At 59.9% G+C, this 18,821-nt stretch carries 16 protein-coding genes and 1 tRNA gene; 6 read left to right on the top strand and 11 right to left on the bottom strand.

Annotated elements, in window-relative coordinates; translation table 11 throughout:
• The first annotated feature begins 141 nt into the window (after positions 1-141).
• The gene (locus tag NLM27_RS08670) at positions 142-435 is read left to right on the top strand and encodes a hypothetical protein (protein ID WP_254142946.1); all 294 of its coding nucleotides are present in this window, start codon (positions 142-144) and stop codon (positions 433-435) included.
• Positions 436-744: 309 nt separating this feature from the next.
• On the top strand, positions 745-1,920 hold the full coding sequence (locus NLM27_RS08665) for a calcium-binding protein (protein ID WP_254142945.1): 1,176 nt from the start codon (positions 745-747) through the stop codon (positions 1,918-1,920).
• A 401-nt stretch (positions 1,921-2,321) separates the two neighbouring features.
• Here the strand turns inward: NLM27_RS08665 and NLM27_RS08660 are convergent, their stop codons facing one another.
• The 8 genes from NLM27_RS08660 to NLM27_RS08625 form a co-directional block, all read right to left on the bottom strand.
• The gene (locus NLM27_RS08660; protein WP_254142944.1) at positions 2,322-2,621 is read right to left on the bottom strand and encodes a hypothetical protein; all 300 of its coding nucleotides are present in this window, start codon (positions 2,619-2,621) and stop codon (positions 2,322-2,324) included.
• A 156-nt stretch (positions 2,622-2,777) separates the two neighbouring features.
• Positions 2,778-3,968: a GIY-YIG nuclease family protein gene (locus tag NLM27_RS08655; RefSeq protein WP_254142943.1), complete on the bottom strand. Its 1,191-nt coding sequence runs from the start codon at positions 3,966-3,968 to the stop codon at positions 2,778-2,780.
• Positions 3,958-6,036, bottom strand: coding sequence for a DEAD/DEAH box helicase (locus NLM27_RS08650; protein WP_254142942.1), 2,079 nt, complete (start codon positions 6,034-6,036; stop codon positions 3,958-3,960). Before NLM27_RS08650 ends, NLM27_RS08655 begins: the two co-directional genes overlap by 11 nt.
• Complete coding sequence (locus tag NLM27_RS08645; RefSeq protein ID WP_254142941.1) at positions 6,033-8,279, bottom strand: DNA methyltransferase; 2,247 nt, start codon at positions 8,277-8,279, stop codon at positions 6,033-6,035. The genes NLM27_RS08650 and NLM27_RS08645 overlap by 4 nt, the downstream gene beginning before the upstream one ends.
• A gap of 1,280 nt (positions 8,280-9,559) precedes the next feature.
• Entirely contained in the window at positions 9,560-10,969 is a 1,410-nt protein-coding gene (locus NLM27_RS08640) for a phage/plasmid primase, P4 family (RefSeq protein WP_254142940.1), read from the bottom strand.
• On the bottom strand, positions 10,966-11,217 hold the full coding sequence (locus tag NLM27_RS08635) for a hypothetical protein (RefSeq protein WP_254142939.1): 252 nt from the start codon (positions 11,215-11,217) through the stop codon (positions 10,966-10,968). The genes NLM27_RS08640 and NLM27_RS08635 overlap by 4 nt, the downstream gene beginning before the upstream one ends.
• Positions 11,218-11,221: 4 nt before the next feature.
• Positions 11,222-11,830, bottom strand: coding sequence for a hypothetical protein (locus NLM27_RS08630; protein ID WP_254142938.1), 609 nt, complete (start codon positions 11,828-11,830; stop codon positions 11,222-11,224).
• Positions 11,830-12,027, bottom strand: a complete 198-nt coding sequence (locus NLM27_RS08625; RefSeq protein ID WP_254142937.1) for a hypothetical protein — start codon at positions 12,025-12,027, stop codon at positions 11,830-11,832. The genes NLM27_RS08630 and NLM27_RS08625 overlap by 1 nt, the downstream gene beginning before the upstream one ends.
• Before the next feature lie 294 nt (positions 12,028-12,321).
• On the opposite strand from NLM27_RS08625, the gene NLM27_RS08620 reads away from it, so the two are divergent.
• Both NLM27_RS08620 and NLM27_RS08615 read left to right on the top strand, forming a co-directional pair.
• On the top strand, positions 12,322-12,813 hold the full coding sequence (locus NLM27_RS08620) for a hypothetical protein (protein ID WP_254142936.1): 492 nt from the start codon (positions 12,322-12,324) through the stop codon (positions 12,811-12,813).
• Positions 12,810-14,078, top strand: a complete 1,269-nt coding sequence (locus tag NLM27_RS08615) for a site-specific integrase (RefSeq protein WP_254142935.1) — start codon at positions 12,810-12,812, stop codon at positions 14,076-14,078. The genes NLM27_RS08620 and NLM27_RS08615 overlap by 4 nt, the downstream gene beginning before the upstream one ends.
• Positions 14,079-14,137: 59 nt before the next feature.
• Here NLM27_RS08615 and NLM27_RS08610 read toward each other — a convergent pair.
• Positions 14,138-14,213, bottom strand: a tRNA-Trp gene (locus tag NLM27_RS08610).
• 150 nt (positions 14,214-14,363) lie between these two features.
• Here NLM27_RS08610 and NLM27_RS08605 point away from each other — a divergent pair.
• On the top strand, positions 14,364-15,599 hold the full coding sequence (locus tag NLM27_RS08605) for a serine hydrolase (protein ID WP_254142934.1): 1,236 nt from the start codon (positions 14,364-14,366) through the stop codon (positions 15,597-15,599).
• Positions 15,600-15,697: 98 nt separating this feature from the next.
• On the opposite strand, the gene NLM27_RS08600 is transcribed toward NLM27_RS08605, so the two are convergent.
• Positions 15,698-16,465, bottom strand: a complete 768-nt coding sequence (locus tag NLM27_RS08600) for an SDR family NAD(P)-dependent oxidoreductase (RefSeq protein WP_254142933.1) — start codon at positions 16,463-16,465, stop codon at positions 15,698-15,700.
• A 72-nt stretch (positions 16,466-16,537) separates the two neighbouring features.
• Positions 16,538-17,236, bottom strand: coding sequence for a histidine phosphatase family protein (locus tag NLM27_RS08595; protein ID WP_254142932.1), 699 nt, complete (start codon positions 17,234-17,236; stop codon positions 16,538-16,540).
• A gap of 133 nt (positions 17,237-17,369) precedes the next feature.
• On the opposite strand from NLM27_RS08595, the gene NLM27_RS08590 reads away from it, so the two are divergent.
• Entirely contained in the window at positions 17,370-18,155 is a 786-nt protein-coding gene (locus NLM27_RS08590) for an SDR family NAD(P)-dependent oxidoreductase (protein WP_254142931.1), read from the top strand.
• Positions 18,156-18,821 lie beyond the last annotated feature (666 nt).

Raw genomic sequence — 18,821 nt, 5'->3', positions numbered from 1 at the left:
TAAACTGTCCAGCACAAGATGGGCGTGGGAGAAGATTGCCATGACCGATCGCCTCAAGTGCCTTTGTTCCTACTGCCGCAAGCCATTTTCGAAAGAGCCTCCCGCCTGAAAAGCGGATTTCAGGTGCAATTCCCGAACTGCATGAGGCTGATCACCTTCGATACAAGCTCCGAAGACGCGAACATTCGACGCCACCTAAAGGTCGCGCGCGAAAACAGACTGGCGGCAGAAGCCGCAATTCTGATGGCGAGGGATGGCAACTCAAACGCCGACGCGCGAATAGCTTCAGCGCAAGGCGATCTGCTGAACAGGCATAGATTGGTTGCCGAGCCGGAGCGCGTCCGAGCTCAGCACTCGACCCATCCGGCATTGCTATCGGCAGGGTGCATCACCGAGCGCGGCCTCGCTGAATTGCTAAAGCCGCAGGCTCTCTGAAAGGGCAGCGTTGTTGCCGAATACATAGTGAAGCGGCCCAGTGCCAGCGCTGGAACAGCGAAAAAGGTTGCGGCGCGATTCAATCGCCTCCCTACTTCTCTACCTGAGGGTGTTTGGCACCCCCACAATTCCTGGAGTTTGAGCGCGAGGACCTAGCCCCGGGGCGATCGCTTCGTGGGCGCCACTACGCGGACTATGCATGCTTCCGTATAGACCGACGCGCGCGGCTGGTCCAAGCTCGAATACCGGCTCGGTGGGAGGAGTGCAGTGCCGGCGGCCAGTTAATTGTTCAATTTTAGGGAGGTAATCATGGCTTTTGATTATTCAGTCCAGATCAGCGATCCAGATAATCTGGCTGCCGGTCAGCAAAAGGCTCTCCTCAAGAACCTCGATGCAGCCATTGCGAATTGGGCGCGCTACATCAGCGGCGCTGGGTCGGTCGATGTCCAATTGATCATCGATCCAAGGCCGGACTTCAGAGCAGCCTCCGCCAGTGCGACAAATATTGCAATCGGCCAATTCGACGGCAAAATGCTGGTCCGGGAAGGCGTTCAACATGAGTTGCTTACTGGCATCGATCCCAATGGCGATGCTCCTGACGCGTTTATAACTGTTGGGGCGGAATACCTGTCGAATCGTATCTGGCTCGATCCGACGCCATTTTCCAGAAACCTTCCCGTCCCCTTGGACAAGAACGACGGCGTTAGCCTGTTCATGCACGAGTTCGGCCATGTTCTCGGGATGAATGGGTTCGGCGAAAAGAACGGTGAACTCACTGGGACCACCGCCAGTGTCTATGATAGCCACGTCACCTTCGAGGGCGGGCTCCCGTTCTTTGCGGGCGCGGCTGCCGAGCAGCTTTATGGCGGGCCCGTGCCTCTCTCAGGCTCTGACGCGGACGAGAATACGTACACACATTACGGTCACGAGTCCGCCGACGAGCTCGATCTTGCCTTGATGCAGGGGAATACGTTCTTCTTCCTCGGCCAGCGATACTATGTCGACAACGTCGATCTTGCCATCATGCAAGACATGGGCCTCTCCACTAGCCACCAGACGGAGAGCCGTCGGGACGACTTCAGTTCTGGGTTTGCAGGAAATGACGTCTTCAGGACCGGACGGGGCAACGACACCTTGAAAGGGGCTGGAGGGGATGACGGTCTATATGGTGGCGTTGGAAACGATCGCCTGAGCGGAGGAGACGGTGAGGATCTCGTTGTCGGAGGCAAGGGAAACGATTGGCTCAGTGGCGGCGCTGATGCCGACACTTTCGTTTTCGGGAAAGGCAGCGGCAAGGACCTTGTGATTGACTTCGAACTCGGCGTCGATCGAATCCGGCTCGAGGATGAGGCGTCGGTCCAAAAGGTTCGCGAACGTGACCTCAATGAGGACGGCGTACTCGACACCGTATTGAGGCTGAGTGGCGGTAGCGTTGTGGAACTCTTGAGCGTGCATGGCGCGCATCGCGATGACCTGCTTATCTAAGTCTCACCGCCGGGACGCCTCCAGGTGTACGTTCAAGACATTCGGCTCTCGCATCGTGGGCTCGGCGGTGCGGCCCTCTCCATCGAGCTGACGGGCCGTAGTTCGTCTCGAGTCTCCGACCAACTCTGCCCGTTGAGCATGGTGCTTTGGGCAGTCATTCGTAGCTCGTCCCCGTAGCTAGCCACGCGAGCCTTATGCGGACCGCCGGAAATTACCGACAATGCCTTGGCTATTTCGGTTTGGGGGAGCGGTGATCCGCCACCGGTAGCCGTCAGCGGCGTGCGTGATGTGATTGTCTCACTGATGTGACCGTCCCATGCAGCACTTAAGCTTCGAGAACATAGCGCGTCTCAGCGCGCGGCGGTGAGACAAGCACGCATAGATGTCGACGAGATAGCCTATTACTTTGATTTTTGCTTCGTATGTGCCCAGACCTGCTCGAAGGCGATCTCCTTACCGATCAGACGGCAGTAGGCTTTGTGAAAAAGGCCCTGGTAAGTCGGCTGGGCGCTCAACCAGGCTACGTTGCCTCCGGAGCTCATGACACGCGCCTTCAATGATCTTGGCGGCTCGGGCCGAGACACCTCGAGCTTTCCCGCCGCGTAAGCTGCTGCACATTGAGAAATAAAGCTTCGGATCAGCTTCGCTTCAGCTATATCATCCTCTTTTGATTGCCGCTCTATCTCTTTCTGAGTTGGCATCCTGTCATTGTCCCGCCGCTTTAACGGTTTCTGAGCCATTTTCGACCCGGCCGGATCTGAAGATGTCCATTGGAGACCGTCGCTTCCCGCGCGTAGGATGGTGCCCCCTCCCGAATACGTATCTCTCCTGCTCATCTTACCTTCCCCAAGCCGCACTCACGTTGGACGACAACTCACCAATTTTGCGACCTTCGGATCGTATACGTAGCCGGTAATCGTCCCATTCTTGATACGATCAACGGCTTCATCGACCACAAACAGCGGCACAAGAAACCACTCGCGCGGGATCACCGGGTTACCAAATCGATCCTTGGTCTCGATGTCGAGCCGCGCGGCATCGAAGATGCGGTGGATCAAGTTTTCGAGCTTCGTCCGGTTGATGTTCGATAGTTTATAGGTCGCGGCAATTTCCACATCGGCGAGCAGAAACGTTGGGTCGCGCTTCGCGTTCGCAATCCGCTTGGTAACATCACCGCCGGTCACACCGATCTTGTGCAACACGTCGCGATGCTGCGCGATAGCAGGGTTGTTGGACTTGCTACGCAGCACATAAATCGTGCCGCTGGCCAAATCGCCGTCTTCGCTCTCGACGGAAAACAGCGGCCCTGCCGTGGGGTCAGTGATGCGCCGGCCCGCCTCATCGCGATGGAGGGCACGTTGCAACGAGCGCAATAGAACGTCGCTCTCGGTGCCGTTGTCGTAGATCACGCGCAACCGGCTGTCGCGACGGTCGTACTCGGTCACAAATTCCTTTCCGACTCCCGCGACATAGGCAATCTGGCCACCGACGATGAAAAACTCGCCCTCCTTGATCTCAGCCATCGTCTGGAACCGCCGCGTCTGGCGTATGCCGGCATCGAGGTCTTTCCTCACCCGAACGAACAGCGGCTTAAAATTATCGAAGTCCTCACAGGGGGTGCGGTTGGCGATTTCCTCGGCCGCCCGCTTGTCGGCGGCGGTGCGCACATGGCGAAGCTCTGTAATGTCGGACGCTCCGCCCATGCCTTCCAGTTCGGCAAGCAATTCATCGTCATCGATCGATTCGACTGGCTCGGTGGGAGGCGTCACCGCGGCTGCCAGGAGGCCCTCCTTGTCAAGCGGGGCGAGAAGTGAATGGCATTCTTCCAGCCCGCGCAACCGGTCGAGGCGCACGGCATAAAGCCGCTCGAAAATGTCGTTGCTCTCGCCATGCGCTGGCGCGCGGCCGTGAGCTTCGGCGAAGCGCTGAATTTCTTCGAAGCCGGCGATAATGCGTTCCTCGCGTGCGCTACGGCCGCCTTTCTTGTCTTTCGGAGCGAAATCGGCGAGGTCCGCCGCCAGTTCGTCAAGATCGAGGTCATCCGTCATAGCGGCCCTCCTTCTTGAAGCGCATGAATGCAACGGCGCCCTCGGCCATGCGTCTTTCCCAAGGGTCCTGGGCGTCGATGGAGGGGAGCCGGCCGCGCTCCTTCTTGAACCGGGACGCGCGGACAGCAAGCTCCTTGGCTTCCTCCGGCGTCAGGCTGGTGCGTTTAGCCGCAATGGCCGCGGCGACCTGTTTCAGGCTGCCCTCGCTCATGGTCTTGGCGAGGATGGCATAGGCTTCGCCGAACGGATTGATCCGCTCGATGAGATCGATATCGAGTTCGCGAACGTCCATCGCGAATTTCCGTACCCCGTCGATGAGCGCAGTGTTGGCGCTCGGCTGGCCATCGTCGCGGGCGCCGGCCCCGTCGCCGCCAAGCGCAATCTGCTTGGCCTTTTGCGTGATGTTGAGTGCGGCGATGGCGTGCTGACGCACAGCCTCCTGATCTTCCTCGTCCAGTTCGGGATACTTGTCCTTGATGATTTTCCCCATGCGCACCTGCGTCAGTTCCTCGGGGATCAGTTCCTCATCGAACAGCCCGCGCTCAATGGCCGTCTTATCCTGCACGAACGCGGCGATGACCTCATTCAGATCCTCGGTGCAGATGCGCGCGGCCTCCTTGCTTTTTGGTTCGGCAAGGCCCCTGATCTCGACGTGAAACTGGCCGGTTTCCTCGTTGAAGCCGACGTTGCCCTTGCTCAGATCGTAGCCGCCCTCGCCATAGTCGAAGCCTTCGACCGGGCCGCTCTGCGGATTCTTCGGCGTGAAATTGAAGCGTGGCGCAAGTACCTGCTCCATCAAGAGGCTGGCGGCGATGGCTTTCAGAGTATCGTTGACCGCCTCCGCAACAGCTTCCTCAGACGCGTCCGGCTCGGCGATCAAATTGGTGAAGCTGGCGCGGGTCTTACCCGGCGCGTCACGGGTCGCGCGGCCGATGATCTGCACTATCTCGGTGAGGCTGGATCGATAACCGACGGTCAGCGCGTGCTCGCACCAAATCCAGTCGAACCCCTCCTTGGCCATGCCTAACGCGATGATGATGTCCACATGGTCGCGGTTGTTCTTCTGCGCGGTGTTCTTCAGCGCAGCCGAAACTTTGTCGCGCTTCGCCGGTTCGTCATCGACAAGATCGGCGATGCGCAGGACGCGACCGTCCGGCCGGTTGACCAGCTGGAAGCCGGTCGCAGGGTCGATGCCTTGCCACTCGCCCAACGCCTCGATGATGTGTTCCACCTCCTTAATCTTATCTTTCGTGCTCTCACGCGAATTGACGCTTGGGATATGGATGATGGTCTTCTCATTCGGGTCAAGGACGCTCAGTATGTCGTCGGCATACGAACCAGAGTAGAAGAAATAGCCAATGTCGAGTTGCTTGAGATATTCATAGCCGTTGAGTTGTTCGTAGTACGTGTAGGTCACGGCGTCGAACTTAGCCTCATCCTGGGGGGCCAGCACTGGCACCGCGTCGCCCCGGAAGTAAGAGCCGGTCATAGCGACGATATGCGCCTTGTCGCGGGCGATGAACGCGCCAAGGTGTTGGCCGAGCTTGCTCTCCGGGTCGGCGGAAACGTGGTGGAACTCATCCACCGCGATCAGCCGGTTGTCGAACTTCTCGACGCCGAACTTGTCCACCGCGAAGCGGAAGGTCGCGTGGGTGCAGACCAGGACCTTATCATCGCCGTCGAGGAAGGCGCCGAGGGAATTAACCTTGCCGCCGTTGTCGGAGCCGGGTGCGTCGCAGAGATTCCATTTGGGCGTAACGATCCAATCGGCCGAAAAGCCGTATTTGGTCAACGGCTCGTCATGGAAGCTCGCGCCAATGGATTTTTCCGGCACGACGATGATGGCTTGCTTCAATCCCTGATTGGCGAGCTTGTCGAGGGCGATGAACATGAGCGCCCGGCTCTTGCCGGATGCCGGCGGCGACTTAATGAGCAGATATTGTTCGCCGCGCCGTTCATAGGCGCGTTCCTGCATCGGCCGCATGCCAAGCGCGTTGGCCTTGGTAGATGAACCGTTTCGGGCATAGGAAACTGAAACGGAAGGAACGGCTTTCTTATAGTCGGTCACGAGCTTCCCCCCGCTCTTTTCTTCTTCGTGGCCGCCCCCGGCAACGCAATCATTTTGGTGTAAAGCTCGAACAGCTTCTCCAATCGCTCCGTGTCGTTGCGGAAGCGGCGGCCGATATAGATGCGCTCAAGCACTTCGTCGTTACGCTCATGAGCCTCGCGCAGGTCTTGGGGCATCTCTTCCGAATCGTAGAGATCCGCGATGGTTGCCGGGAAATGCGCTTCGCGGGCCAACAGGATGTCCTCAGCGCAGCGGGTGAGGTCGGCCTTGTTCTTTTCGGTCAGAGGGGGAACAGGAAAACTGTGCCAGCCAAGCGTGCTCGAATACGAATAGCGGGATTCTAGCTTTCCACAAACAGTGTCCAGCCACACCAAATGCAATCGCGCTGACAATAATGAGAAATTGTAGAGCGGTGCATCGTAGATGGCGAATGCACGGCTCGAGACGATTGCACATTCACTTGAGAAGCCAATAGGGAAGCCCTCCCTACCTTCAGATGAAACGGAAGGAACAATGATAGAGTGCTTTTGGGCAACATCCTGAATTTGGCGAAAGCGGTGGGCTATGGTTGCTGCAGATCGTGTCTGCGCAGCTGTGCTTGCGCTCCGAAAGGCAGCAACCTTCTCAATTCTCTCCAAAATAGATGGCAATGCTATTGCCTTTTCACGAGCATCGTCATCTACCCAGATGCAGTAGCGAACCTGCCCCTGCAACATTTCCTGTGACCCCAAGAGTTGCCTTACAAATACTGCAGCTCTAGGTTCGCGAGCAACTAGTGCGTCTTTTTCGTCTGGCGCTAACAAAAGATGGCCGCCATCTGAAGGTTTATTCCCCCAAACCATCTTAGCATGTGGACCCAAAGGAGAAGCGCGACCTTCAACGATGGTGCGTGAACCACGCGTCAAGTAGGGACTAATGCAGTCTACCTCGCGAGCCTCAACGCTGCCGTCTGCCCCAACGGTGTAGATAGTACGTTTTCCGGGAAACCTTGTTAATCCAACCACTACCACGGTTACGCCTGCGTTATTTCTCGCAAGGTTGGACCAACGAAATGAAGTGTGTGCAAATTTTATCTCTTGTTCAAAGGAAAAAATGACAGGCCACAAAATAGAGGCACCTTGACCTTGGCATATTGTATTGACTGCAACAAATGCAGATTCGGACGGAGTGTGACGACTATATGCGGCGGCCTTTAAGAACCAAGCCGTTACGTAATTGAGGCTCTTCCAAGAGCTTGTCTGTTCTTCAAACAAACTCCTCAGATCATTTTTTTGTTCTGTGGATTGATCGTTTGTCCAAACATACGGCGGATTGCCACAAATGTACGTCTCGCCACCTTGATTTTCAAAATCGATCTCGGCCTGATTGACTGGCGCCTCAAACAGGTCGTCCGCGTGATGCTTCACACCTGTTCCGGTTGGAGGGCAGATGCTCAACCAATCGAGTCGCAGGGCGTTTCCGCAAGTGATCCAGTTCTGCGCGTCGAGTGGAAGGAAGTCCTGCAAGGCTTCCTTCTGGCCGCGATACAGCACGTCACACTGAAACTCAGCAATGATGAGCGCAAGGCGCGCAACCTCGGCCGGAAAGTCACGCAGCTCGATGCCACGAAAATTAGTGAGGGGGATTTCCGTGCGTCGGTCGGCCTGGCCGCGCTTCTTGTTGATCTCGGCCTCAATAGCGCGCATTTGCTTGTATGCAATGACAAGGAAATTGCCGGACCCGCAAGCTGGATCGAATACCCTGATCTTAGCCAGGCGGTTGCGCAGATTTAGAAGCTTGCGGGGATTGTCACCCGCCTCCTCAAGCCGCGCGCGGAGATTGTCGAGGAACAGCGGATTCAGGACTTTTAGGATATTCGGCACGGACGTGTAGTGCATGCCGAGCGCGCCGCGCTCCTCGTCCTCCGCCACGGCTTGGATCATCGACCCGAAAATGTCCGGGTTGATTTTGGTCCAGTCGAGCCTGCCGATGTGCAGGAGATAGGAACGGGCGATCTTGCTGAAACGCGGCGTGTCCACGCTGCCAGAGAACAGTTCGCCGTTCACGTAGGGAAATGCGTCGGCCCATCGAGGGGTCCCGGCGCTCGCTCGGGCCTCTCGCTTCGTGTTCATCGCGCGAAACAATTCGCCGATCACCTCATGGGTGTTCGAAGAATCCCGCTCACTCATTCGCGCGATTGTGTCGGTGAACAGGTCTTTGCCGCTGAAAATGTCGGTGTCCTCGGCGAAGAAGCAGAAGATCATCTGCGCTGTCGCGTGAGGCAATTCCCGTGGCTCGGCACCGTAGCTTTTGATCTTACAGTTTGGCGTCCCGCTGAAAAGGATTGCCCGCTCAGCCGCTTAGCTGCTTTTGCTCGGAGGAGCCCCGTTCCGCCGATGTCTGGAGCGGTCCCTACCCTCGTAAGCCTTTCTGATGAAAGCGAACCGACGCACAATGTAGTTGGCACCGCCGACATATATCTTGTTCATATCTATGCCGTACGAGATCAGACCACCCGATTCAACGGAGTCGCGAAGTGGATATATTGCCGGAATCCCGCACTACCCGAAGAGGGCTGTTAGATGAGCGCGTAAGAGAGCAATCAAACGCTCGATATTAGAGCTGTCGTCGCTGGGGGCTTCATCGCTGCTCCTTCGCGGCGAGCTCGAACGTATCTCGGTGACGCTGCGACGCGCCGCGACGCGCTCGACCACATTTTTTGACCTTGCCGGAGGCCACAAGGCGCCGGAGCGCTCGGCGCACCGACACGACCTCCGACGCGCTCGGAATCTTCCACCCCGGCCTCACCATCGGCCCACGGAAACAGAAGGTGCAGCTCGCAATTTCCGCAGCGTTCAAACGACTGCACCGCTCGAGGACGGCTAGGATCGCTCGCCGCAGTCCTTTGGGACGAAAAGGGAACTTATTCCTGTGGCGCGGGCCATACATTATGGGGCCTCCGATTGACAAGGAAACCGGGATTTTGAGAATCCGGAATATGCAGAAATGCAGCGCGCGTCCGGCGCGCAGTGGCGCATCCCGCCAAAAGGTACCTTGAAAAAATCGCGCGAATTCTGCGGGCTTGCGGTGGCCGGTGCGCGTTGTTGTTCTCGACCACCGAAACACCGGCCAGCGATTGAACACGCACACACGATGGCCATTGAGCGCGGTTATGCGGCTTCTGGTACGAGTTCGGCTCAGCCGGTAAGCGCAGGCTCCTGCCCTTGCCTCCTTCCTTCGGCCGAAGGCTGGATCTTTCCGCTTGCTGGGGCCTGAGAGAGCGCCCGAAGCCGGAGGCCGGCGTCCCTTGGCGCCGAAACCGCAATGGTCATCGACCACCCTCCCCGAGTGGCGAGCCTGGGGAGTACAGGATGCGGCTGCGCCGGGTCTTCGGCCTTCGCGCCGTTGGCACGCATCCATGGGGCCATCCTGTTTCTGGGAATCGATTAATGCGTCGACCAGTGACGCGCGTGACGCATCATGACGCGTCTTCCGCATTACTCTTATGCGCGCGCGTGTATTTCCGTAAAAATAGGAAAATGCGTCACAACGCGTCATGCGTCACCAATGCGTCACTGAGGCTGAGCCGCACGCCACGAAAAAACCGGCTGGTTCCGGAGCGACCGCGCTTGAATCCTCGTTTCTCCATTGCCGTACCGAATGCCTTGTGGCTACCAGGCTTCTCGCCAGACTTGACGGCAAATGACTTCCACGAGTCATAGAGGAGAGATGTGCTTGTCGCTGCGGCCGGATTGACTGTCTCGCAGCAGGCGGCTAGCCAATGTCCGAATAGATCCTGTTCTTCGAAATATTCGGCCGTTGCTTCCAGAACAATGCCCGGTCGGACCAAACCGCTACGTTGCCAGTCAAGGCAGCCGTCGATCATCCAACGAAGGATCGCTGGCCATTCAGATCGAAGCCTATCCATTAGATGTGGATCGGGGCGCTGCGGCTTGTGCTCGAAGGGAATGATGTTGAATCGCCGCCTCGTTGACGCATCCACATTCTCGAGGGTGGGTTGATGATTTCCGATGATCGTCAGTTTGAAGGTTGGCTGGAAGGTGAAGAAGTTTCCGCGCATGAAGCGCGCGGTAATGGGATCACCACCAGTCAGTTGTTTGATCCTGTTCTCGGCCCAGGCCCGCCCCTTCTCAGTTTCGCTTGCCGTTACCAAGCGCGCTCCTCGCAGCATGGCGAGTTCAGCCGGATGCCGATCGTGCTGGCTCGCGGTGAAGGTGTCCGGCGGTGCGACAGCCGCATAGTTAGCCATTATGCCGTTGACGGTGTTTACGAAAATGCCCTTGCCGTTACCGCCGTCTCCGTGACCAAAGAATAGCGCGTGCTCTGAAATGTCCCCGGTCAGACAATAGCCGGTCCACTGCTGAAGGAAGCGGGCCAGGCCATCGTTGCCATTCGTTGTTTCATAAATGAACTGGCGCCACTGCGGGCAGTCGGCGGTGTTGGCCGGACCAATTGCCGTCACTTTCGTTATGCCATCGTCTGGTTCGCCGGGACGAAGGCGCCCCGACCTCAGATCGACTGTGCCTTTCGGAGTACCTAGGAGAAACGGATTGAGGTCCCACCTCTCCGAGGTTACCGCGAGCGCTGGATCGCTCCTTGAAAATCGATCCACCCCCGACGCAAATGCCGTCTTGCGGATTTCCTTGAGGTCCCTGGCTTCGCCCTTTTCGCTGACCTCGCGGGCCAGCACTCTCACGAACTCGAAGGCGGCTTTGGTTTCGTCCCGCTGCCAATGTGTTTCGCGCCAGCAATACCAGCCCTCGGTGTGGTGACAATAACGAAGGCGGCCCGCAAAGCGGCGTGCAAAAACGCGGGCGATGCCATCCTGGGTAACGACCCGTTCAAGCTCCCGTACTTCAGCAACAACGTCGTCCAGATTCAACGCAGGACGTGCAGTATCGACAGCATGAGCCAAGTGCGGTTTGACATTCATGCGCGCACCGCCGAGCTGCCCACCCGATCTAAGCGCAACCAAAGCTCGCGCGCGAGCTCGTGGAGCCGCTGCTCGATCTCGTCGCCCTGGACGCCATAAGATTCGAGCCGCTCCCATTCAATGCCGAGCGTCTCGATCATGGCATCGCGCGTCGTCCTGTTAGGACCCGCGCGAAACACTTCTTGCGCCAAGCGTTGGACCAGACCTCGATGGCGATGCAGTGGGAAGGCGTGGACATGAGCGATCATAGGCTCAGCCCTCCCCGGTCCAAACGGCGTTTCGGGCCTTCAGGACAGTGTCGTAAACGCCTATGGTCGTTCGGTCGTGTCTGATCGCCTCGAAGGTCTTCCCGTGCCGAACGGTCCAGCCTAGGTGATGCCGGCCGCTATAGACGGACTGTGCGTCGGCTGGGATCTCGGCGCAGTTGTGGCTGGTGCTCATGGGAGGCCCACCTCTGTTGCCCAGATAAACCGGCCGGAAACGGCGTTGTTGTCCCGGCGGAAGGGAATGGGCGCGTTGCTTGTCGGTGGGGCGGACGGACCTTCTCAACCCGAGCAAGCGACGAAGGGTCTCGGCCTGCGAGTCCGAGGGGAGATCGTCCAGGCGTAGGAAGCCCTCGGGGTCACCATCCTGCGTGACGACCAAGCCTAACATTGACTTGGCCGCTTCCCAGCGGCGTTTGCTCTCGCGCGCCAGGTAGACGTACATCGCGGTGCCGTCCGACGAGATGTGTCCGCGGCGGCCGACGATGTTCCAGTCGCCACACGGATCGCGGCTCAACGGAGTCTTCGCCACATTGAGAGCGCCGACTACGCCAAGCAGCAGTTCGCGGTCGGCTTTGTGATGGGCGGCGCTAATCACTATTCGAGTCCCAGCTTGCGACGCAGCGGCGCGGTGACGATGGCCTTCTTGTGCCCGAGGCTGATCGACTCGATGTCGCCGCGCTGGAGGGCGGCGTAAACGGCATTTTTTCTGAGCGGGAGGATGCCCGAAGCAATCAACTCCGCAGGTGTGATGGTCGGGCGGCTCAACAAGTCTCTGATTTCACTCGGCGACATTTAGGGGTCCTTTTGTTGCTGAAGAGACGCGCCCTTGCGCAGAGCGCCTCGGCACGTTGTCCACAGTCACAATGTATATTGCCGCTCGACGCTTTTTCCCATACAGTGCGAGTACACGAGGTTTACATTTGTATACAAAAATAAAGGTGCGGAATGGGCAAGCCAGCGATACGTAAGAGGCGCCCGGGCGGAGGCCGAAAACCGTCCCCAACCGCTAGGGCCGGCGCTCCTCTATCTGTCAGGGTCGATGCGGAGACGCGCGCCGCACTAGAGGCCGAAGCCGCTACATCGGGCATGAAGCTCTCTAGGGTGGTAGCGAGGCTCCTCAAGGAGGGGATTGAAGATCGCGGCTATCAGCCCACTGGCCCGCTGCGCGCACTCGGCATCCTAATCGAGAGCGTCGAACGCTCGAGCCGCCTCTATGCTGGCGACGGGAGGGTCCGCGAGTGGAATTCCGATCCGACTGCTTTTGAGGTTTTTCGCCTTACCGTGGCGAAGCTTCTCGACAAGCTCCGCCCCCCCGGTGACATCGACAGATCGGCCGATGGCCCGCTCGTTGGCCAAGCGCCCGAGGAGCGGGCGGAGGTCATCTTCCGCCAAATTTGGGCGGATCTACTGACTGCCACTCCACCAGTCACAACGAAGGAGATGATTGAATATTACGGCCATTACGGGCCCGCATCGCGTGAGGCGGTCGCCTCGTACGGCGAGGTGTCTAGGCGCTCGCACAGAGCCGAACGCGTCCGCAAAGATCTAAGCATCCAGAAATGGGAGCCGGAGAAATGAAAGGACACGTCAGAGAACGCGGTGCCGGTCACTGGTATGCCGTCATCGATAACCGCGATCCCAAATCGGGAGCACGCAAGCGGAAATGGCACTCCTTGCCCAACTGCACCGGCAAGCGCCAGGCCCAAGTCGAGTGCGCCAGGTTGGTCTCCGAGCTGAAGGGCGGGACTTATCTCGACCCTTCAAAGCTGACGGTCGGTCAATGGATCGACCAATGGATAGAAGCTGGAGCACCGGGCCGACGACAGAAGAAGCCCAGCCAGCGAACCTTGGAGCGATATGGGCAACTGCTGCGCACGCATATCAAGCCCGCGGTCGGTAGTCGGCTGCTGCAGAAACTGCAAGCAAGCGAGATTGACAAGCGATACGCCGATATGGCGGAAGCCAAGACGATTTCCCCGCGTACGCAGCATCACGTGCATATCGTCTTCGGTGCATGCCTAGCGACCGCTCACCGCAAAGGCCTCCTCCTCGTCAATCCAATGACGCGCGTCGAGCAAATCCCGAACCCGGACGGGCACGTCTATGAGACGACGGAGGACGGTCCCGATCTAGACGACGACATCGGCGAGGGCTTGACCGAGGCAGAGCTGCGGACGCTGGTGGCGGGCTTCGAAACCACCAATCAGTATTCGACCGTCGTGCTGGCGGCCGCCACGGGTGCCCGCAGAAACGAGTTATTGGCCCTGCGCTGGACCGACCTTGATATCCAGAAGAAGACCCTCCGCATCGAACGGGCCCTCGAGCAGACGAAAAAATTCAAGATCCGGATCAAGCCGCCGAAGACGAAACGGGGGTTGCGCACGATTGATCTGGACGACGCCACGATCGCCGTTCTCCTGAAACAGAAGGACCGCCTTCTGCGAATTATGGCGGGCATCCCGAAGGGAGTCGCCGACGTCGATCTATCGCTCGTGCGCCTGCCCGGGGCGGCCCTCATGTTTCCGGCCTTGTTCGGTCCCGGCCGGAGTGTGTCATTTACGACTCCGCGCGACCCGCGAAATTTTTCAAGAGAATTTGCGGATCGAGTCGGAGAGCTTGGTTTCAGCAAGACCCGTTTCCATGACCTGCGGGGCATCCACAGCACCGCTCTCCTCGATGCCGGCATCCCCGTGCACACGGTTGCCCAGCGGATCGGCGACGATCCTGCCACCCTGCTGCGGAGCTACACAAAACGAAAACGCCTGAAGCAGGCCGACGAAAAGCTCTCCAGCACCATCACCCAACTAGCGGCCGGATTTCTCGGTGCCGGAACGATTAGGTAGCAAAGCGGTAGCAGCGCCCGCTTGGGCGGTAAGGAAGTTCGTCTAAGGCGTTGATTTCATGGCAGGAGTGGCAGGGCTCGAACCTGCGACCCCCGGTTTTGGAGACCGGTGCTCTACCAATTGAGCTACACTCCTACAGACCCTGCGTCGCCTTAGGATCAGGGCCGCTTTCAAGCACAGGGGATGGCCGCTTTGCAAGGGTGAACCGCGCCGGCTTCGCTTGTTTGTACCGGAGTTTTTGGGCCACAGTCCGTTCCCGATAATCAAGAGCAACCGGGAGTGCCCATGACCGCTACAGCGACCGCTACAGCCGCCGCGCAGGCCACGATCGCGCCGCAGACCCCGCCTTTACCGGAAGCCCGCCCCGAGACGCTCGGGCTGTCGCGGCCCCGCCTCCAGGCCATGTCGGACGCCTTCAAGCGCGAGATTGACAAGGGAACCGTTCCCGGCGTCACCGTGCTGGTGGCCCGCCGCGGTCAGATCGGCTGGTTCGAGGCGTTGGGACGGCAGAGCCCGACGGCCGCCGCGCCGATGGCACGCGATTCGATCTTCCGGGTCTTCTCGATGACCAAGCCGATCGTGTCGGTCGGCATCATGGCGCTGGTCGAGGACGGCCACCTGCTCCTCGGCGATGCGGTCGCCAAGTTCATTCCGGAATTCGCGGAACAGAAGGTCGGCGTGGTCAGCGGCGGCAAGCTGGACCTGGTTCCGCCCCGGCGGCCGATGACGGTGCAGGACCTGCTCCGCCACACCTCGGGCCTCACCTATGAGCACCAGGGCGATGGTCCCGTGCACAAGCTCTATCAGGAGTCTCGCGTCCGCAGCCGCAAGATTACCAATGCCGAGCACGCCGCGCTGGTGGCGAGCTTCCCGCTGGTCTGCCATCCCGGCGACGAGTTCAACTACAGCCGCTCCACCGACATCCTCGGCCGTATCATCGAGGTCGTCAGCGGCAAATCGCTCGGCACGTTTCTGACCGGGCGCATCCTTGCGCCGTTGCAGATGGCCGAGACCGGCTTTGCGACATCAGGGGCCAATTCCGGCCGCCTCGCCGAACCGTTCGGGGCCGATCCCTGGACCGGCGACAAGGTCGCGCTGTTCAACATGCTCGAGCAGCCGGTGATGGAGTCCGGCGGCGGCGGGCTGGTCTCGACCACGATGGACTATGCCCGCTTCTGCCTGATGCTGCGCAACGGCGGCACGCTTGATGGCAGCAGGATCATCGGCCGCAAGACGCTGGAGCTGATGGCCTCCGATCATCTCGGGCCGCACGTTGTGACCAACGGCACGCTGCTGTCGCCCGGTCACGGTTTTGGCCTCGGCTTTGCGGTCCGCCGCGAGGCCGGCATCGCGCCCTTCCCCGGCAGCGTCGGCCAGTATTTCTGGAGCGGCATTGCGGGCACGTTCTTCTGGATCGACCCGAAGGAGGACCTGTTCGCAGTGTTCATGAGCCAGGGTCCGGGCCAGCGCGACTATACGCGCACGCTGGTGCGGGACCTGGTCTACGCCGCTGTGGATTAGACCTGAAGAGTCATTCCGGGGCGGTCCGGAGGACCGAACCCGGAATCTCGAGATCCCGGGTTCGCGCTAAGCGCGCCCCGGGATGACGCTCTATCGCGTCAACTAATCGTCGCGCCGCCGTCGATCACCAAGGTCTGGCCGGTCATGAAGTCGCCGGCCTTCGATCCCAGGAACACGGCCGCGCCCGCGATCTCGTCGGGGATGCCGATGCGCAAGAGCGGCGAGCGCGAGGTCGAGGCCTTCAGGTTCTCCGGGTTGTCCCACAGCGCCTTCGCAAAATCGGTCTTGATCAGGCCGGGCGCGATGCAGTTCACGCGGATATTGTGCTTGCCGTATTCGCAGGCGAGATTGCGCGCGAGCTGCATGTCGGCGGCCTTGGAGATCGCGTAGGCACCGAGGATGGTCGAGCCTTTCAATCCGCCGATCGAGGAGACGATGATGACCGAGCCGTCCTTGCGCTCGATCATCTGCGGCACCACCATCGAGATCAGCCAGTTGTTGGCGACGATGTTGTTGTCGAGGATCTTCCTGAACTGATCGTCGGAGATGCCGGCGAGCGGACCGTAATACGGGTTCGACGCGGCGTTGCAGACCAGCACGTCGATCTTACCGAAGGCGCGGTTGCTCTCGTCGACGAGATTTTGCAGATTCTCCTTCGACGAGATATTGGCGGCGATCGCGACCGCGGTGCCCTTGCCGAATCTGTCGTTGATGCCCTTCGCCACCTGTTCGCAGACGTCGGCCTTGCGCGAGGAGATCACGACCTTCGCGCCGTGCTCGGCCATGCGCTCGGCGATCGCAAGCCCGATGCCGCGCGTCGAGCCGGTGATGACGGCGACTTTTCCCTTCATGTCGAACAAGGTCATGTTTCTCTCCCAGAGTACGATTTGATTTGGTTTGAAGCTTACGCCCTGTCCGCACGAGCGAACAACGGCTTCTCAGGCGAGCTTCTTGACTTCCGGTCCCGCCGGCTGGTGCATCGCCGCGTGTGCAGCGTCGGCGATCCAGGGCTGCTGGTTCACCATCGGCAACCGCCAGACCGTACGCTCGGGGCTTGCGAAATGATCGAGCCGCGTCACCGATACGTTGTCGATATCGAATGCGAGCCCCTGCTCCGGCAGGTCACCGAGCGCGAGGCCCACCGCCGCCTTGATGGTGCCACCATGTGCGACCGCAATGACGTCCTGCCCGGCCGCCTCATGGTTGATCCGCTCGATGGTGCGACGCGTGCGGTTGTAGAGATCCATGAAACTTTCGCCGCCGGGCGCGGGCTCGTTGATATCGGCGAACCAGCTGGTGCCGACGGGACGGCTCGCGATGAACTCTGCGCGGTTCATGCCTTGCCAACGGCCGAGATTCTGTTCGGCGAGATCCGCTTCCCATGTCATCGACGCAGGCTTTGGGAAGCCGGCCGCCCAGATCGCGGCGGCTGTCTGATGCGTGCGCATCAGGTTGCTCGAATACCAGACCGCCTTGCGTGGCAGCACCTTGGCAACAGCGTTGAACACGTAGCTATCGCTGGTGTCGCAGGCGATATCGGACTGTCCGTAGATGTTGCCGCCGTCATTGCGCACTGGCGCGTGCCGGACCCACCACCACCGTGTGACGACCACCTTTGGCTTGTCTGCGGTTGCCATCGAAACCCTTCCATCCCGTTTGATGTCGCTGTACGTCAGTAGCGAGCGTGTCTCAAGACACTTTACCGTTTGAAATCTTGTTTGAAATTCCGTCGTGCGGCAAGGGCCGTGCACGAGCCAAAGGGAGAAGCGCATGGGCCGCCTGCAAGGCAAATCCGTCATCATCACCGGCGCCGGCAGCGGCATCGGCCGCGCCGCCGCACTTCTGTTCACCCGGGAAGGCGCAAAGCTGATCGCGGTCGATCGCACCGAGGCGGTGAAGGAGACCGTCGACGAGATCAGGAAAGCCGGCGGTGTCGCGGAAGCCATGGTGGCGGACGCGGGCTCCGAGAAAGACGTCATCGCCGTCATCGACACGGCGGTGAAGACGCACGGCCGGCTCGACGTGATCTGGGCCAATGCCGGCGTCTCCGGCGGGCTCGTTCCGCTCGCCGAGCAGACCGTGGAGCACTGGCAGGAGATTCTGCGCGTCAATCTGATCGGGCCGTTCCTCGCGGTGAAATACGCCATGCCGCAAATGGTCAAGCAGCAGGCCGGGGCGATCGTGCTGACCGCATCCGTCGCAGGCCTCAAGGCCGGCGCCAGCGGACATCCCTATGCCGCGAGCAAGGCCGGCGTGATCAGCCTGGTGCAGACCACCGCCTATTCGCTCACCGGCACCGGTGTACGCATCAACGCGGTGTGCCCGGGCCTGATCGAGACCGGCATGACCAAGCCGATCTTCGACCGCGCCAAGGAGCGCGGCACCCAAGACAAGATCGGCCAGCTCAACCCGCTCAAGCGCCCCGGCCAGCCGCACGAGCTCGCGGCGATGGGACTGTTTTTGGCCAGCGACGAGGCCTCGTATGTCAACGGCCAGGCGTTTCCGGTGGATGGCGGCCTCACGGCATCGATGCCGTATACGGGCAAGCCGGTTTAGCAAGGGCGGTCTCCGTATCGCTCGGTGTCGCAGCATCCCTGATGTCGTCCTGGCGAAGGCCAGGACCCATAACCACCGACGCTCGTGGTTGCGCCCGGGTGGTGGCCACATCGTGCGAGACGACGCTGACCGGGGTAATGGGTCCTGGCTTTCGCCAGGACGACGTTGGGGAGATATCGCGCTCAACGGCCTCAAGAGCGTCATTGCGAGCGCAGCGAAGCAATCCAGAATTCCTCCGCGGTGACAGTCTGGATTGCTTCGCTGCGCTCGCAATGACGGAGCAAAGAGCATCGGCGTCGCTTCTGTAACTCGCATCTTCATTGCGGACACGCCTTCTCATCCTCGCGGCTCATTCGCCCGAGCTTTGCATCGATGCCTCACCCCCAGTGAAAAAGGGCGCAGGGAAGACCGAGTGCCGGCCGGGCACCCACGGTCCACTGTGCGAAGATAGCAACAAGAATTTGCACAGCGGCATACAGGTGTAGCCAGGACATCCCGGCCTTCCCTGCGCAGTGGTTGGAACGGCTTATGTCGTGCTCTCCCCGGGGAGCGATGCACTATTGCCCCCGTCGCCTTGCGGATGGCTGATGCGTGTACCCGGTCGGGCACAACACTTCACCGCAAGACTTGGCGCACAGACCCCGGGCGCCAGGACGACACGATTTG

Source organism: Bradyrhizobium sp. CCGB12 (assembly GCF_024199845.1).
Taxonomy (GTDB): domain Bacteria; phylum Pseudomonadota; class Alphaproteobacteria; order Rhizobiales; family Xanthobacteraceae; genus Bradyrhizobium.
This window is presented reverse-complemented; position numbering and strand designations above follow the sequence as displayed.

Coding starts and splice junctions, on each gene's coding strand:
- NLM27_RS08670 (WP_254142946.1), top strand. CDS start 142: ATGAGGCTGATCACCTTCGATACAAGCTCCGAAGACGCGAACATTCGA.
- NLM27_RS08665 (WP_254142945.1), top strand. CDS start 745: ATGGCTTTTGATTATTCAGTCCAGATCAGCGATCCAGATAATCTGGCT.
- NLM27_RS08660 (WP_254142944.1), bottom strand. CDS start 2,621: ATGCCAACTCAGAAAGAGATAGAGCGGCAATCAAAAGAGGATGATATA.
- NLM27_RS08655 (WP_254142943.1), bottom strand. CDS start 3,968: ATGACGGATGACCTCGATCTTGACGAACTGGCGGCGGACCTCGCCGAT.
- NLM27_RS08645 (WP_254142941.1), bottom strand. CDS start 8,279: ATGATCTTCTGCTTCTTCGCCGAGGACACCGACATTTTCAGCGGCAAA.
- NLM27_RS08640 (WP_254142940.1), bottom strand. CDS start 10,969: ATGAATGTCAAACCGCACTTGGCTCATGCTGTCGATACTGCACGTCCT.
- NLM27_RS08635 (WP_254142939.1), bottom strand. CDS start 11,217: ATGATCGCTCATGTCCACGCCTTCCCACTGCATCGCCATCGAGGTCTG.
- NLM27_RS08625 (WP_254142937.1), bottom strand. CDS start 12,027: ATGTCGCCGAGTGAAATCAGAGACTTGTTGAGCCGCCCGACCATCACA.
- NLM27_RS08620 (WP_254142936.1), top strand. CDS start 12,322: ATGAAGCTCTCTAGGGTGGTAGCGAGGCTCCTCAAGGAGGGGATTGAA.
- NLM27_RS08615 (WP_254142935.1), top strand. CDS start 12,810: ATGAAAGGACACGTCAGAGAACGCGGTGCCGGTCACTGGTATGCCGTC.
- NLM27_RS08605 (WP_254142934.1), top strand. CDS start 14,364: ATGACCGCTACAGCGACCGCTACAGCCGCCGCGCAGGCCACGATCGCG.
- NLM27_RS08600 (WP_254142933.1), bottom strand. CDS start 16,465: ATGACCTTGTTCGACATGAAGGGAAAAGTCGCCGTCATCACCGGCTCG.
- NLM27_RS08595 (WP_254142932.1), bottom strand. CDS start 17,236: ATGGCAACCGCAGACAAGCCAAAGGTGGTCGTCACACGGTGGTGGTGG.
- NLM27_RS08590 (WP_254142931.1), top strand. CDS start 17,370: ATGGGCCGCCTGCAAGGCAAATCCGTCATCATCACCGGCGCCGGCAGC.